15 protein-coding genes are annotated in these 14680 nt (G+C 69.3%); all 15 read right to left on the minus strand.

The features are described 5' to 3' along the window. Positions 1–64: 64 nt before the first annotated feature. The gene (locus ACFXI4_RS43515) at positions 65–439 is read right to left on the minus strand and encodes a F0F1 ATP synthase subunit epsilon (protein WP_362722448.1); all 375 of its coding nucleotides are present in this window, start codon (positions 437–439) and stop codon (positions 65–67) included. A gap of 113 nt (positions 440–552) precedes the next feature. Beyond that, positions 553–1989 carry a F0F1 ATP synthase subunit beta gene (gene atpD / locus ACFXI4_RS43520; protein ID WP_362722445.1) on the minus strand — a complete coding sequence of 479 codons (1437 nt, stop codon included), beginning with the start codon at positions 1987–1989 and terminating at the stop codon, positions 553–555. After that, positions 1989–2909 carry a F0F1 ATP synthase subunit gamma gene (locus ACFXI4_RS43525; RefSeq protein WP_362722442.1) on the minus strand — a complete coding sequence of 307 codons (921 nt, stop codon included), beginning with the start codon at positions 2907–2909 and terminating at the stop codon, positions 1989–1991. Before ACFXI4_RS43525 ends, atpD begins: the two co-directional genes overlap by 1 nt. A gap of 21 nt (positions 2910–2930) precedes the next feature. Then, positions 2931–4520: a F0F1 ATP synthase subunit alpha gene (atpA, locus tag ACFXI4_RS43530; protein ID WP_360477400.1), complete on the minus strand. Its 1590-nt coding sequence runs from the start codon at positions 4518–4520 to the stop codon at positions 2931–2933. A gap of 134 nt (positions 4521–4654) precedes the next feature. Next, on the minus strand, positions 4655–5470 hold the full coding sequence (locus tag ACFXI4_RS43535; RefSeq protein ID WP_385002951.1) for a F0F1 ATP synthase subunit delta: 816 nt from the start codon (positions 5468–5470) through the stop codon (positions 4655–4657). Next, complete coding sequence (locus ACFXI4_RS43540) at positions 5467–6012, minus strand: F0F1 ATP synthase subunit B (RefSeq protein ID WP_351936896.1); 546 nt, start codon at positions 6010–6012, stop codon at positions 5467–5469. Before ACFXI4_RS43540 ends, ACFXI4_RS43535 begins: the two co-directional genes overlap by 4 nt. Positions 6013–6049: 37 nt before the next feature. After that, positions 6050–6301, minus strand: coding sequence for an ATP synthase F0 subunit C (gene atpE / locus ACFXI4_RS43545; protein WP_093499060.1), 252 nt, complete (start codon positions 6299–6301; stop codon positions 6050–6052). Between the two features lie 72 nt (positions 6302–6373). After that, positions 6374–7210: a F0F1 ATP synthase subunit A gene (atpB, locus tag ACFXI4_RS43550; protein WP_385002956.1), complete on the minus strand. Its 837-nt coding sequence runs from the start codon at positions 7208–7210 to the stop codon at positions 6374–6376. Between the two features lie 210 nt (positions 7211–7420). Then, on the minus strand, positions 7421–7834 hold the full coding sequence (locus ACFXI4_RS43555; RefSeq protein WP_385002959.1) for a hypothetical protein: 414 nt from the start codon (positions 7832–7834) through the stop codon (positions 7421–7423). A gap of 345 nt (positions 7835–8179) precedes the next feature. Beyond that, complete coding sequence (locus ACFXI4_RS43560) at positions 8180–9544, minus strand: MraY family glycosyltransferase (protein WP_385002962.1); 1365 nt, start codon at positions 9542–9544, stop codon at positions 8180–8182. Positions 9545–9669: 125 nt separating this feature from the next. Beyond that, positions 9670–10938 carry a serine hydroxymethyltransferase gene (gene glyA, locus ACFXI4_RS43565; RefSeq protein WP_385002965.1) on the minus strand — a complete coding sequence of 423 codons (1269 nt, stop codon included), beginning with the start codon at positions 10936–10938 and terminating at the stop codon, positions 9670–9672. Between the two features lie 84 nt (positions 10939–11022). Continuing rightward, positions 11023–11706, minus strand: a complete 684-nt coding sequence (locus ACFXI4_RS43570; protein ID WP_385002968.1) for a protein-tyrosine-phosphatase — start codon at positions 11704–11706, stop codon at positions 11023–11025. Beyond that, positions 11703–12350 carry an L-threonylcarbamoyladenylate synthase gene (locus tag ACFXI4_RS43575; protein WP_362729333.1) on the minus strand — a complete coding sequence of 216 codons (648 nt, stop codon included), beginning with the start codon at positions 12348–12350 and terminating at the stop codon, positions 11703–11705. The genes ACFXI4_RS43570 and ACFXI4_RS43575 overlap by 4 nt, the downstream gene beginning before the upstream one ends. A 79-nt stretch (positions 12351–12429) precedes the next feature. Continuing rightward, positions 12430–13275 (minus strand): peptide chain release factor N(5)-glutamine methyltransferase, encoded by an 846-nt coding sequence (gene prmC, locus ACFXI4_RS43580; RefSeq protein ID WP_362729336.1) that lies wholly within the window; start codon positions 13273–13275, stop codon positions 12430–12432. Positions 13276–13495: 220 nt separating this feature from the next. Further along, positions 13496–14572, minus strand: coding sequence for a peptide chain release factor 1 (gene prfA, locus ACFXI4_RS43585; RefSeq protein ID WP_362727453.1), 1077 nt, complete (start codon positions 14570–14572; stop codon positions 13496–13498). Positions 14573–14680: the final 108 nt, after the last annotated feature.

Raw genomic sequence — 14680 nt, forward strand, 5'->3', positions numbered from 1 at the left:
GCTGGGACCGGATGGCTCCGGTCCCAGCCGCGGCTGAGTCAGTTCAACGCATACGCGCAGTGTGTCAGCGCGACGTCGCCGCCCGCAGACGGACGTCGGCGCGTCGCTCGGCGGTGGCGTCACCCTCCGCCTTCGCGCGCTCCAGCTCCCGCTCCGCGCGCTGGACGTCGATCTCGTCCGAGAGCTCGGCGATCTCGGCCAGCAGCGACAGCTTGTTGTCCGCGAACGAGATGAAACCGCCGTGCACCGCGGCGACGACTGTTTCACCTTCACTCGTACGGATGGTCACCGGGCCCGACTCCAGCACACCCAGGAGCGGCTGGTGACCGGGCATGACGCCGATGTCGCCGGACGTGGTGCGCGCGACGACCAGGGTGGCCTCGCCGGACCAGACCTGACGGTCGGCGGCGACCAGCTCGACATGCAGCTCAGCAGCCAAAGGTGGCTCCTCGGGTCACCACCCGGTGGGATCACCGGGTGTTGGATACAAGTCTAATGGGCGTGAGTGAGGGGGCGGGACGCGCCCGCCCCCTCACACGAACTCAAGCGAGTTCAGGAGACGCCCAGCTCCTTGGCGTTGGCCTTGAGGTCCTCGATGCCACCGCACAGGAAGAACGCCTGCTCCGGGAAGTGGTCGTACTCGCCGTCGATGATCGCGTTGAACGCGGCGATCGACTCGTCCAGCGGGACGTCCGACCCGTCGACGCCGGTGAACTGCTTGGCGACGTGGGTGTTCTGGGACAGGAAGCGCTCCACGCGACGGGCACGGTGGACGACGAGCTTGTCCTCCTCGCCGAGCTCGTCGATACCGAGGATCGCGATGATGTCCTGGAGGTCCTTGTACTTCTGCAGGACCGTCTTCACCCGCATGGCGGTGTTGTAGTGGTCCGCCGCGATGTAACGCGGGTCCAGGATCCGGGACGTGGAGTCCAGCGGGTCCACGGCCGGGTAGATGCCCTTCTCCGAGATCGGACGGGACAGAACCGTCGTCGCGTCGAGGTGGGCGAAGGTGGTGGCCGGGGCCGGGTCGGTCAGGTCGTCCGCGGGGACGTAGATCGCCTGCATCGAGGTGATCGAGTGACCGCGGGTCGAGGTGATGCGCTCCTGGAGGAGACCCATCTCGTCGGCCAGGTTCGGCTGGTAACCCACCGCGGAGGGCATCCGGCCGAGCAGGGTCGAGACCTCGGAACCGGCCTGCGTGAAGCGGAAGATGTTGTCGATGAAGAACAGCACGTCCTGCTTCTGCACATCGCGGAAGTACTCCGCCATGGTCAGACCCGCGAGGGCCACGCGCAGACGGGTGCCCGGGGGCTCGTCCATCTGGCCGAAGACGAGGGCGGTCTTGTCGATGACGCCCGAGTCCGCCATCTCCTCGATGAGGTCGTTGCCCTCACGCGTGCGCTCGCCGACACCGGCGAACACGGAGACACCGTCGTGGTTGTTGGCGACGCGGTAGATCATCTCCTGGATGAGCACCGTCTTGCCGACGCCGGCACCGCCGAACAGACCGATCTTGCCACCCTTGACGTACGGGGTGAGCAGGTCGATGACCTTGACGCCGGTCTCGAACATCTCGGTCTTCGACTCGAGCTCGTCGAAGTTCGGGGCCTTGCGGTGGATGGACCAGCGCTCGCCCGTGTACTTCTCGTCGACGTTCAGCACCTCACCGAGGGTGTTGAACACCTTGCCCTTGGTGAAGTCACCGACCGGGACGGTGATGCCGTCGCCGGTGTCGGTGACCGGGGCCTGGCGGACCAGACCGTCGGTGGGCTGCATGGAGATCGTGCGGACCAGGCCGTCACCCAGGTGCTGGGCGACCTCCAGGGTCAGCGTCTTCTTCTCGCCGGCGTTGGCCGGGTCGGCCACCTCGACGTGCAGCGCGTTGTAGATCTCCGGCATCGCGTCGACGGGGAACTCCACGTCGACGACCGGGCCGATGACCCGGGCGACGCGGCCCGTGGCCGTCGCGGTCTCAACAGTGGTGGTCATTAGCGGTCACTCCCCGCGGTCGCGTCGGCCAGGGCGCTGGCGCCACCGACGATCTCGCTGATTTCCTGGGTGATTTCGGCCTGGCGGGCCGCGTTGGCAAGACGGGAGAGCGTGTTGATCAGCTCGCCCGCGTTGTCGGTGGCCGACTTCATCGCACGCCGCGTGGCGGCGTGCTTCGAAGCCGCCGACTGGAGCAGCGCGTTGTAGATACGGCTTTCCACGTAGCGCGGCAGCAGGGCGTCGAGGACGTCCTCCGCCGAGGGCTCGAAGTCGTACAGCGGAAGGATCTCGTCGCCCTTGGCGGCGCCCTCCTCCGCGACCTCTTCGAGGCTGAGCGGCAGCAGCCGGTCGTCGAGCGCCGTCTGCGTCATCATCGACACGAACTCGGTGAAGACGATGTGGAGTTCGTCCACCCCGCCGTCCGCCGTCTCCGTCTCGATGGCCTCGATCAGCGGCGCCGCGACCTTCTTGGCGTCCGCGTACGAGGGCTCGTCGGTGAAGCCCGACCACGACTCCGCGACCTTGCGCTCGCGGAAGGTGTAGTGGGCCAGACCACGGCGGCCGACGATGTACGTGTCGACCTCCTTGCCCTGTGCCTGCAGACGTTCGGTCAGCTGCTCGGCGGCCTTGATGGCGTTGGAGTTGAAGGCGCCGGCCAGACCGCGGTCGCTCGTGAGGAGCAGAACCGCGGCACGGGTCGGGTTCTCCGCCTCCGTGGTGAGCGGGTGCTTGGTGTTCGAACCGGTACCGACCGCCGTGACCGCGCGGGTGAGCTCGGTCGCGTACGGCGCGGAGGCCCGCACCTTGCGCTGCGCCTTGACCACACGCGAGGCGGCGATCATCTCCATCGCCTTGGTGATCTTCTTGGTCGCGGTGACGGATCGGATGCGACGCTTGTAGACCCGGAGCTGGGCTCCCATGAGTCAGGTCCCTTCCTTACGTCACTTGGCCGCGGCCGGGGCGTCCTCGCCGAGAAGCTTGCCGTCCGAGGTCTCGAACTGCTTCTTGAACTCGGCGATCGCGTCGGCAACAGCGGTGAGGGTGTCGTCCGACATCTTGCCGCCCTCCTTGATGGAGGTCATGAGGCCCTGCTCCTTGCGGTGCAGGTACTCGAGCAGCTCCTTCTCGAAGCGGCGGATGTCGGAGACCGGGACGTCGTCCATCTTGCCGGTGGTACCGGCCCACACGGAGACGACCTGGTCCTCGGTCGGCATCGGCTGGTACTGCGCCTGCTTCAGCAGCTCGACCAGTCGCGAACCACGCTCCAGCTGCGACTTCGACGCGGCGTCCAGGTCGGAACCGAAGGCGGCGAACGCCTCCAGCTCGCGGTACTGGGCGAGGTCCAGACGCAGACGGCCGGAGACCTGCTTCATCGCCTTGTGCTGCGCGGAACCACCGACTCGGGAGACGGAGATACCGACGTTCAGCGCGGGGCGCTGACCGGCGTTGAACAGGTCCGACTCCAGGAAGCACTGGCCGTCGGTGATGGAGATGACGTTGGTCGGGATGAACGCCGAGACGTCGTTGGCCTTGGTCTCGACGATCGGCAGACCGGTCATCGAACCGGCGCCCATCTCGTCGGACAGCTTGGCGCAGCGCTCCAGCAGACGGGAGTGCAGGTAGAAGACGTCACCCGGGTAGGCCTCACGGCCCGGCGGGCGGCGCAGCAGCAGCGACACGGCGCGGTAGGCGTCGGCCTGCTTCGAGAGGTCGTCGAAGATGATGAGGACGTGCTTGCCGTCGTACATCCAGTGCTGGCCGATGGCCGAGCCGGTGTACGGCGCCAGGTACTTGAAGCCGGCCGGGTCGGACGCCGGGGCGGCGACGATGGTCGTGTACTCCAGCGCGCCGGCCTCTTCGAGGGCGCCACGCACGGAGGCGATGGTCGAGCCCTTCTGGCCGATGGCGACGTAGACGCAGCGGACCTGCTTCTTCGGGTCGCCCGAGCGCCAGTTGTCACGCTGGTTGATGATCGTGTCGACGGCCAGGGCGGTCTTGCCGGTCTGGCGGTCGCCGATGATCAGCTGACGCTGGCCGCGGCCGACCGGGGTCATGGCGTCGACGGCCTTGTAGCCGGTCTCCATCGGCTCGTGCACCGACTTACGCGCCATCACGCCCGGAGCCTGCAGCTCCAGGGCGCGGCGGCCGGACGTCTCGATCTCGCCGAGGCCGTCGATCGGGTTGCCGAGCGGGTCGACGACGCGGCCGAGGTAGCCCTCGCCCACCGCGACGGAGAGGACCTCGCCCGTGCGGTGCACCGGCTGACCCTCCTCGATGCCGCTGAACTCACCGAGGACGATGGCGCCGATCTCGCGCTCTTCCAGGTTGAGCGCGAGGCCGAGGGTGCCGTCCTCGAACTTCAGCAGTTCGTTGGCCATGGCCGAGGGCAGGCCCTCGACCTTCGCGATGCCGTCGCCGGCAAGGGTGACCGTACCGACCTCCTCGCGCGAGGCCGCGTCCGGCTTGTACGACTGGACGAAGTTCTCCAGCGCGTCCCGGATCTCCTCCGGCCGGATCGTGAGCTCCGCCATCTGGGTTCCCTGCTCTCCTTGTTGGGCCCGAAGTTTCACTTGGGGGGTCTGGGGGCGACCCCCAGGGATTCTTCATGTACGGCCCAACCCGGGCCGTCGTAAGTACGTACTGCTTGTTCTCGACTACCGAGGTGCTAGCTCGCCATGCGGCGGGCCGCGTCCTCCAGCCGGTCCGCGATGGAACCGTTGATGACCTCGTCACCGACCTGCACCCGGATCCCGCCGACGACCTCGGGGTCGACGTCGAGGTTGAGGTGCATCGCGCGGCCGTAGAGCTTCGCGAGGGCGGCGCCCAGGCGTCGCTTCTGCGGCTCGCTCAGCGGCACCGCGGAGGTGACGACGGCGACGGCGCGGCTGCGGCGCTCCGCGGCGAGCTTGGAGAGGGCCTCCAGGCCCGCTTCCAGGCTACGTCCCCGCGGCGCGGTCACAAGGCGCGTGACCAGACGCTCGGTGACCGGCTTGGCACGGCCGACGAGCAGCTGGTGCACCAGCTCGGTCTTGGCCGGGGTGCCGGCCTTGCGGTCGGTGAGCGCGGCGCGCAGCTCGGTGCTGGAGGAGACGATCCGGCCGAACCGGAACAGCTCGTCCTCCACGTCGTCCAGCGTGCCCGACTTCTCCGCGGCCGTCAGGTCGGCGACGGACGCCAGCTCCTCCAGCGCGTCCACCAGGTCGCGGGGCTGCGACCAGCGGGACCGGACCATGCCGGTGACCACGTCGGCCGTGTTCGCGCCGACCTGGCCGCCGATCAGGCGCCGGACCAGCTCGGCCTTGGCCTCGCCGGACTGCGCCGGGTCGGTGAGGACCCGACGCAGGCCGCCCTCGCGGTCGAGCAGCGTGGTGACGGCCGCCAGCTCGTCCGCGAGCCGCGTCGCGTTCACGGACGTCGAGTCCGTCAGCGCGTCGAGACGCTCCCGTGCGGCAGCCAGTGCCTCGCGGCTCGCTCCGTTCATCGGGCCGCCTCGGCCTTCTCCTCGAGCTCGTCGAGGAAGCGGTCGATCACGCGGCTCTGGCGGGCGTGGTCCTCCAGGGACTCGCCGACGAGCTTGCCGGCCAGGTCGGTGGCCAGCTGGCCCACGTCCTGACGCAGCGACTGCGCGGCGGACTTGCGGTCGGCCTCGATCTGGGCGTGACCGGCGGCGACGATCTCCTCACGCTGCCGCTGGCCCTCGGCACGCATCTCGGCGATGAGCGTGGCGCCCTGCTCCTGAGCCTCCTGGCGCAGGCGCGCGGCCTCGTGCCGGGCCTCGGCCAGCTGCGCCTTGTACTGCTCAAGGACGCTCTGGGCCTCCGTCTGCGCGGCCTCGGCCTTCTCGATACCGCCCTCGATCGCCTCGCGGCGCTGCTCCAGAACCTTGTTGATGTTCGGAAGGAGCTTCTTGGCGAGGAAGCCGAAGACGATGACGAAGGCGATGAGGCCGATGACGAGCTCTGGGATCGGCGGGATGAGGGGGTTCTCGGCCTCCTCAGCCGCAAGCTGAACCAGGGGGCTCATATCAGTGCCTTTCGTCTATTGGTGCGCGACGGTCGGGTCAGGAGGTCGGGTAGACGAACGGCATGACCAGACCGATCAGGGCGAGCGCCTCACAGAAGGCGAAGCCGAGGATCTGGTTGGCACGGATCAGGCCTGCCGCCTCGGGCTGGCGCGCGAGCGCCTGGGTGCCGTTGCCGAAGATGATGCCGATGCCGACGCCCGGGCCGATCGCGGCGAGGCCGTAACCGATCGAGCCGAGGTTGCCCTTGATCTGGGTGGCGGCGAGGGTGGCCTGCGCAAGAGCGGACATGCCGGTTCTTCCTTCTCTTTCAAGGACCGGTGGGGGTTGGCCACCGGGTGTCTGGATGAGTGGTGGGACGGCTCAGTGGTGCTCGGCGAGCGCGCCCTGGATGTAGCTGCAGGTCAGCAGTACGAAGACGTACGCCTGGACAGCCTGGATGAAGAGCTCGAAAGCGGTCATCACGAGGACCATGACGAACGAGACACCGGAGTAGGCGATGCCGATGCCGTTCAGCATGTACCAGCTGGCGATCGTGAAGAGCAGCAGCAGGGTGTGGCCGGCGAACATGTTCGCGAAGAGTCGCACGGCATGGGTGAACGGCCGGACGATGAGGTTCGAGAAGAACTCGATCGTCATCGACAGCGGGAGGACACCGCCGAGCGTCTTGTCGTACCCGGTGACGTTCTTGAAGAAGCCGACGAAGCCCTGGCGCTTGAAGGTGAGCGCGACCCACGTGATGTAGACGAGGCCGGCCAGAACCGCCGGGTACGAGATGATCGCGGTGACCGGGAACTGGGCGACCGGGATGATCGACCAGAGGTTCATCATCCAGACGAAGAAGAACAGCGAGACGACGAACGGGACGTACTTCTCACCTTCCTTCTTGCCGATGGTCTCGTAGACGACACCCCGCCGGACGAAGTCGTAGCCGGCCTCGGCGACCATCTGAAGCTTGCCCGGGACGACCTTCGGACGGGCGAAGGCGGCCCAGAAGAAGCCCACGATGATGATCGACCCGAGCAGCGCCAGCAGCATCGTCTTGTTGAAGTACACGCTGCTGTCGCCGTCGCCGAAGAGCGGCTTGAACAGGAACGAGTGCAGGCCCGGAGCCGGGAAGCCACACCCGTCGAACAGGTGACAGCTCGTGTCGAAAGCGAGCGTCTGCGTCGGGTCAGCACTCACCGCGGGCTCCTTCATCGTGGCGCATGGGTACGGCAACCTCGTTGTGTCGGCGCGGCGCATGGCCGCGGTTCGGCACGGGACTGGTGTTTCGGATGTGGGGGCGGCTGGGGGGCATCTCGCCTCGCGATTGAGCAGGCGTCAGCTCAGATGCCCGCGCCCGCGATGCCGCAGTTGGCACCGGACGATAGCAGCATCTCTCGTGCGCCTTTATCCCGGGCCTACCTCTCACGACGGCTGCCCGGTCTTCTCGGGCTCCACGTAGAGGATCTTGGCCTTCATATGGGCGCGGGTCTGGGCAGCGATCCACGTGAGCGTGGCCGCCACGAGCACGATGGCGAAGGCCCGGGGGTTGAACAGCGTCGTGTTCTTGAACGCGGCCATAAAGACGACCATCAGCAGGAGCTGAGCCGCGTAGAGCATCAGGCCCATCATCTGGAAGAGCTGCGGAGCCGACCGTGCGGTGCGCTGCAGGACGTAGAGGCCGATCCCCATGAAGAGGGTCACGACCACCGTCGCGACGACAGCTCCGATCGCCCCCTTGCCGCCCGCGACGACCGCGCTGACGACGGCAGCGAGCACGCCGACGGCGGCCGTGGGTACGGCGGCCTGGGCCAGGATCCGGGCGTCATTGGACGGCATGGCGGCAACTCCGCTTTCACAGGGGGCAGGTGTCGTCATGGACGAGCGTAGTCCCGGCCGGAGGGTCGAAGTCCTCACGCCAATGGACCATCGCACTCGGGTCCTTCGGCTCTGTCCGGGGTTCTCGTGAACCGTATCACAAACTATTTGATGAGGTCTTTACCTGGTGGGTGTGCTCACTGTCACACATGAGGGTGAACATGCGCGTCTGAGCGAAAACCGAGCCGTTGTGTCTGGTATTAGGGGTCTTTGCTCCCCCACGACTTGGCAATGCTCTAGTCAGATTCTTACCTTGCAAGGGTCGGCGCGGAGTCAACGCGGGGTCGGCAAGGGGTCAGCGCGTGGTCAGCGCGAGGATTCGGAAGCGTGCCGGTCCAGCATGCGTGAACGGGGGCCGACGGCGGTCGCGCCGTTGACCCGGGCCACGCCCGCGGGCACCGGCGAGCGGTGCTCCTCGCACGGCTCCCCCGCCTTCTCCAGCACGACGGGGGCGCTCTCCTCGGCGGTCACGGCCGTCGGCTCGGCGGCCTCCTGACCGGCCCGTCGGCGCCGGTAGCGCGGCGGCACGAACCGCTGGGCCCACACCGGCACCCGCGGGGTGAACCGCGGCAGCAGAAGCAGCCCCAGACCGATCGCGCTGAGGAAGACCACTCCGAGCACGATCCACATGGACGCGGAGTTCACCGAGTACGCCAGCGCCCCGAAGCCGATCAGCGCCGACCAGAAGTACATGATCAGCACCGCCCTGCTGTGCGAGTGGCCGATCTCCAGCAGGCGGTGGTGCAGGTGCCCGCGGTCGGCCGCGAACGGCGACTGGCCGCGCCAGGTGCGACGCACGATCGCCAGCACCAGGTCGGCGGCCGGCACCGCGATGATGGTCAGCGGCAGCAGCAGCGGGATGTAGACCGGGACCATCTGGTGCACGGCGTTGCGCTCGGACCCGGCGAACAGGTTCATCACGTCCGGGTCGAGCTGCCCCGTGATCGAGATCGCGCCGGCGGCGAGCACCAGGCCGATCAGCATCGAGCCGGAGTCGCCCATGAAGATCCGCGCCGGATGCAGGTTGTGCGGCAGGAAGCCCAGGCACATGCCCATCAGGATCGCCGAGAACAGCGTGGCCGGGGCGGCGGCCTCGATGCCGTACGAGTACCAGATCCGGTACGCGTACATGAAGAACGCCGCGGCCGCGATGCACACCATGCCGGAGGCCAGGCCGTCCAGGCCGTCGACGAAGTTGACCGCGTTGATGGTGATGACCACGAGCGCCACCGTCAGCAGAGTGCCCTGCCACGGGGTCAGGGCGACCGTGCCGACGCCCGGGACGGGCAGCCACAGGATGGTCAGCCCCTGCATGACCATGACGCCCGCGGCGATCATCTGGCCGCCCAGCTTGATCAGGGCGTCGATCTCGAACTTGTCGTCGAGCACACCGATCAGCCAGATCAGCGCCGCGCCGGAGAGCAGCGCCCGCGGCTCGTTCGACTTCTCGAAGACCTCGTTCAGGTTGGTCAGGTGGTCGGCGACCAGCAGACCTGCGCACAGCCCGAAGAACATCGCGATCCCGCCGAGCCGCGGAGTGGGCTCCCGGTGCACGTCACGGGCCCGGATCTCCGGCATGGCCCCCGCCACGATCGCGAACTTCCGCACCGGCCCTGTCAGCAGATACGTCACCGCGGCCGTGATGCAGAGCGTCAGCAGGTATTCACGCACAGGCTTCCCCACAGGTCTCGCTGGCCATCACAGCCCACACCCTAGCGACGCTCGCATATGTATGGGGACTTCCGGGTAGCGACGATGGTTGCACGTGTGCCTGTAAGGCCGGCGTACAACCGGCTCTACGACGCTGCGCCTACCCCGTCTCCACCGGGATACGGCGGAAATCTACCGGTGAGCTCGCGCACCTCGTCACGCACCCTCCCCGGGTCCGTCGCACCGCGCAGCACCGCCGCCAGCAGAGCCGCGATCCGGGTCATCTCCCCGGGCCCCATGCCCTGCGTGGTCACCGCGGCGGTGCCCAGCCGGAGGCCGCGCGCGTCCCCGTGCGGCAGGGCACAGCTGTCCAGCACGATCCCGGCGGCGACCAGGCGGCCGCGGGCGGTGCGTCCGTCGACGCCCAGCGGAGCGGGGTCGGCGGTGATCAGGTGGGTGTCCGTACCGCCCGTGGTGACCGCCAGCCCCTGGTCCGCGAGGCCGGCCGCGAGCACCCGCGCATTGGCGACCACCTGATGGGCGTACACGGTGAAGGCCGGCGTCGCCGCCTCCCCGAACGCCACCGCCTTGGCGGCGATGGTGTGCATCTGGGCGCCGCCCTGTGTGAAAGGGAACACGGCCCGGTCGAGACGCTCGGCCAGCTCCGGCGAACGGCACAGCAGCATCCCGCCGCGCGGTCCGCGCAGCACCTTGTGTGTGGTCGCGCACACCACGTCGGCGTACGGCACCGGGTTCGGCGCCGCTCCCCCGGCTACGAGCCCGATGGGGTGGGCGGCGTCGGCGATCAGATAGGCCCCGACCTCGTCGGCGACCTCGCGGAAGAAGGCGTGGTCGATGTGCCGGGGATAGGCGATGGACCCGCACACGATCGCCTTGGGCCGGTGGCTGCGGGCCAGCGCCCGCACCTGGTCGTGGTCGATGAGCCCGCTCTCCGGGTCGACGCCGTACCCGACGAAGTCGAACCAGCGACCGGAGAAGTTGGCCGGCGATCCGTGCGTGAGATGACCGCCGTACGGCAGCCCGAGGGCGAGCACGGTGTCCCCGGGGCACAGCAGCGCGGCGTAGGCGGCCAGCACGGCGGACGAACCCGAGTGGGACTGCACGTTGGCGTGCGCCGCGCCGAACAGGGCCTTGGCGCGGTCGACGGCCAGCCGTTCGGCGACGTCCACGATCTCGCAGCCGCCGTGGTGCCGGGCGCCCGGGTACCCCTCGGCGTACTTGTTGGAGAGCGCCGAGCCGAGGGCGGCCAGCACGGCCGGGGAGGAGAAGTTCTCGGCGGCGATCAGCTGCAACGACGTCGACTGCCGGGCCAGCTCGCTCAGCAGGATCTCCGCCAGCTCCGGGTCCTGCCGCCGCAGCGGACCGGCCTCGACGAGAGTAGGGCTGACCGACATGACGGGCTCCGGACGGTCGAAGGTGACGTAGGTCCAATGTAGGCCCGGGGTGGGTGGGGTGCGCGGTGTGTACGGCGCCTCGGGCTACATCCGCGCGGGGACGCCCGTCAGCGCCGTGACCACCGGGTCCAGCGCCTCGTGTATCTCGTCGCCGACGGAACGGAAGAACGGCAGCGGGGCGCCGTACGGGTCGTAGACCTCGTCCGCCTCCGCCGTGGGGGCCAGCAGCCAGCCGCGCAGCGCCGCCGCGGCACGCACCAGCGCGCGGGCGCGGACGACCACGCCCTCGTGCAGCGGGGGCAGCGTCGCCGGGTCGATCGCCCGGACCAGCCGGGTGAACTCCTTCAGGGTGAAGGTGCGCAGGCCCGCGGAGTGGCCCATGGAGATGACCTGGGCGCGGTGGTCGCGGGTGGCGGTCAGCACCAGGTCGGCGCGGATGACGTGCTCGTCGAGCAGCTCCCGCCCGGTGAACCCGGTCGCGTCCGCGCCGAAGTCGGCCAGGACCGCCTCCGCGTTGGCCTCCATGGGGGCGCCCTCGTGGCCCCAGGTGCCCGCGCTCTCCACGATCAGCCCGCCGCCCAGGAAGGTGCCGAGCCGGTCCGTCACGAGATGGCGGGTCAGCCGCTCGGTGATCGGCGAGCGGCACACGTTGCCGGTGCTGACGTGGAGGATGCGGAAGCTGTCCCGCGGAAGCCCCACGAACGTGGTCGTGATCTCCGCCGCGCGCTCCCCGTTGCCTATGCCACGCCCCGCGTCAGGGGCTGTCAATTCGCCACCTCGAGGTCGGGTACGACCTTGCGCAGCTCCTCCGCCGAGATGGCGCCCGCGCGCAGCAGCAGCGGCACCTCGCGGGTGACGTCGACGATCGACGAGGGCACGTTGCCCGGGGTCGGACCGCCGTCGAGGTACACCGAGACGGAGTCGCCGAGCATCTCCTGGGCGGCGTCACAGGTCTCCGGGGACGGGTGGCCGGTGAGGTTGGCGGAGGAGACGGCCATCGGACCGACCTCGGTGAGCAGCTCGATGGCGACCGGGTGCAGCGGCATGCGCACGGCGACGGTGCCCCGGGTGTCGCCGAGGTCCCACTGCAGGGACGGCTGGTGCCTGGCGACCAGGGTGAGGGCGCCCGGCCAGAACGCGTCGACCAGCTCCCAGGCCAGCTCGGAGAAGTCGGTGACCAGCCCGTGCAGCGTGTTCGGGGACCCGATCAGCACCGGGGTGGGCATGTTGCGCCCCCGGCCCTTGGCGTCGAGCAGGTCGGAGACGGCCTCCGAGGTGAACGCGTCGGCGCCGATGCCGTACACCGTGTCCGTGGGCAGCACCACCAGTTCGCCCCGGCGGACGGCGGACGCGGCCTCGCGCAGACCCGTCACGCGGTCGGTCGCGTCATTGGTGTCGTATCGCCGTGCCATGTCTAGCGGGCCTCCTCGTACACGAAGTACACGTACTTCCGGGACTCCCGGGGCTTCCGGGAGGGGGTCTGGGGGGTGCTCACGGCAGCGCCTTGCGGGCGGTCGCGAAGCGGGGGCGGTTGTTGAGGTCCGGGTGGTCGGCCGCGTCGGCCCAGCCCCGCTCCTCGGTGAAGATCCACGGCACCTGGCCGCCCTGGGTGTCAGCGTGCTCGATCACGACGACACCGCCGGGGCGCAGCAGCCGGTGCGCGGTGCGTTCGATGCCCCGGATGAGGTCGAGGCCGTCCTCGCCGGAGAACAGGGCCAGCTCCGGGTCGTAGTCGCGGGCCTCGGGGGCGACGTACTCCCACTCGGTGAGCGGGATGTACGGCGGGTTGGAGATCACCAGGTCGACCTGACCGTCGAGGTCGTGGAAGGCGTCCAGGGCGTCCCCCTGGCGCAGGTCGACCCTGGAGCCCGCCACGTTCTTGCGGGTCCACTGGAGCGCCTCCTCGGACAGCTCCACGGCGTGCACGCGCGAACGCGGCACCTCCTGGGCGAGGGCGAGCGCGATGGCGCCGGAGCCGGTGCACAGGTCGACGATGGACGGCTCGACCACGTCCATGGCGCGCACGGCGTCTATGGCCCAGCCGACCACCGACTCGGTCTCCGGGCGCGGTACGAAGACGCCCGGCCCCACCTGGAGTTCGAGGTAGCGGAAGTAGGCCCGGCCGGTGATGTGCTGGAGCGGCTCGCGCTGCTCCCGCCGGGCGATGACCTCCCAGTAGCGGGCGTCGAAGTCGGAGTCCTTGACGGAGTGCAGCGCTCCCCGCTTCACGCCGTGCACGAACGCGGCGAGCTCCTCCGCGTCGTTGCGCGGCGAGGGCACGCCCGCGTCGGCCAGCCGCTGGGTGGCCTGTGCCACCTCGGCGAGCAGCAGGTTCACGCTGGTCCTCCGTGTCGTACTCGGTCGTGCATGGCCTGGGGGTGTCTCATGGGCCCGGCCGGGGGGCACCGGCCCTGGCGCCCGCGTCCGCCGCGTCGTCGTCACCCGCCGACGCCCCGCGTCGCCCGCCGCGGCGGAGGCTGTTCGTCCCAGCCTCCTCCGCTCGGCTCACCTAATCAGGTTCCGCGTCCATCCTCCGCCCGGATGCAGGAGACATCCCCTACGCGGCCGCGAGCTTCGCGGCCGAGTCCGCGTCGACGCAGGCCTGGATCAGCGCGTCGAGGTCGCCGTCCAGGACCTGGTCCAAGTTGTACGCCTTGAAGCCGACGCGGTGGTCCGAGATGCGATTCTCCGGGAAGTTGTACGTGCGGATCTTCTCGGAACGGTCGACGGTGCGGACCTGGCTGCGGCGGGCGTCGGCGGCTTCCTTCTCCGCCTCCTCCTGCGCCGCGGCGAGCAGCCTGGAGCGCAGGATACGCAAGGCCTGCTCCTTGTTCTGCAGCTGGCTCTTCTCGTTCTGGCAGGAGGCGACGACCCCGGTGGGCAGGTGCGTGATGCGCACCGCGGAGTCGGTGGTGTTGACGGACTGCCCGCCGGGTCCCGAGGACCGGTAGACGTCGATCCGGAGGTCGTTCGGATTGATCTCGACGTCGACCTCCTCCGCCTCGGGCGTCACCAGCACGCCGGCCGCCGACGTGTGGATACGGCCCTGCGACTCGGTCGCCGGCACGCGCTGCACCCGGTGCACGCCGCCCTCGTACTTCAACCGCGCCCAGACGCCCTGCCCGGGCTCGGTCGCGCCGTTGCCGCCCTTGGTCTTCACCGCGACCTGGACGTCCTTGTAGCCGCCCAGCTCGGACTCGGTGGAGTCGATGATCTCGGTCTTCCAGCCGACGCGCTCGGCGTACCGCAGGTACATCCGCAGCAGGTCACCGGCGAACAGGGCGGACTCGTCGCCGCCGGCTCCCGCCTTGATCTCCAGGATCACGTCCTTGTCGTCGGACGGGTCCCGGGGCACCAGCAGCAGTCGCAGCTTCTCGGTCAGCTCGTCGCGCTGCTTGTCCAGCTCCTTGACCTCGGCGGCGAAGTCGGGGTCGTCGGCGGCCAGTTCACGCGCGGTCTCGATGTCGTCGCCGGTCTGCTTCCAGGAGCGGTACGTGCCGACGATCGGGGTGAGTTCGGCGTAGCGCTTGTTCAGCTTGCGCGCGTTGGCCTGGTCGGCGTGGACCGACGGGTCGGCGAGCTGCTTCTCCAGGTCGGCGTGCTCGACGACGAGTTCCTCGACGGCCTCGAACATTTTTGGGCTCCTGATACTGCGTACGGAAGGGAAGGCGGGCGACCAAAAACGCCGGTCCCGGGCGTGCCCCCGTGGGGACACGGCCGTGGACCGGCGAAATGGGGCTCG

This window comes from Streptomyces sp. NPDC059224 (genome assembly GCF_042754285.1).
Lineage (GTDB): Bacteria > Actinomycetota > Actinomycetes > Streptomycetales > Streptomycetaceae > Streptomyces.

Bases quoted from the DNA above. Each gene is read 5' to 3' on its own strand.
- atpD (WP_362722445.1), bottom strand. From the start codon at position 1,989: ATGACCACCACTGTTGAGACCGCGACGGCCACGGGCCGCGTCGCCCGG.
- ACFXI4_RS43525 (WP_362722442.1), bottom strand. From the start codon at position 2,909: ATGGGAGCCCAGCTCCGGGTCTACAAGCGTCGCATCCGATCCGTCACC.
- atpA (WP_360477400.1), bottom strand. From the start codon at position 4,520: ATGGCGGAGCTCACGATCCGGCCGGAGGAGATCCGGGACGCGCTGGAG.
- ACFXI4_RS43535 (WP_385002951.1), bottom strand. From the start codon at position 5,470: ATGAACGGAGCGAGCCGCGAGGCACTGGCTGCCGCACGGGAGCGTCTC.
- ACFXI4_RS43540 (WP_351936896.1), bottom strand. From the start codon at position 6,012: ATGAGCCCCCTGGTTCAGCTTGCGGCTGAGGAGGCCGAGAACCCCCTC.
- atpE (WP_093499060.1), bottom strand. From the start codon at position 6,301: ATGTCCGCTCTTGCGCAGGCCACCCTCGCCGCCACCCAGATCAAGGGC.
- atpB (WP_385002956.1), bottom strand. From the start codon at position 7,210: ATGAAGGAGCCCGCGGTGAGTGCTGACCCGACGCAGACGCTCGCTTTC.
- ACFXI4_RS43555 (WP_385002959.1), bottom strand. From the start codon at position 7,834: ATGCCGTCCAATGACGCCCGGATCCTGGCCCAGGCCGCCGTACCCACG.
- glyA (WP_385002965.1), bottom strand. From the start codon at position 10,938: ATGTCGGTCAGCCCTACTCTCGTCGAGGCCGGTCCGCTGCGGCGGCAG.
- ACFXI4_RS43575 (WP_362729333.1), bottom strand. From the start codon at position 12,350: ATGGCACGGCGATACGACACCAATGACGCGACCGACCGCGTGACGGGT.
- prfA (WP_362727453.1), bottom strand. From the start codon at position 14,572: ATGTTCGAGGCCGTCGAGGAACTCGTCGTCGAGCACGCCGACCTGGAG.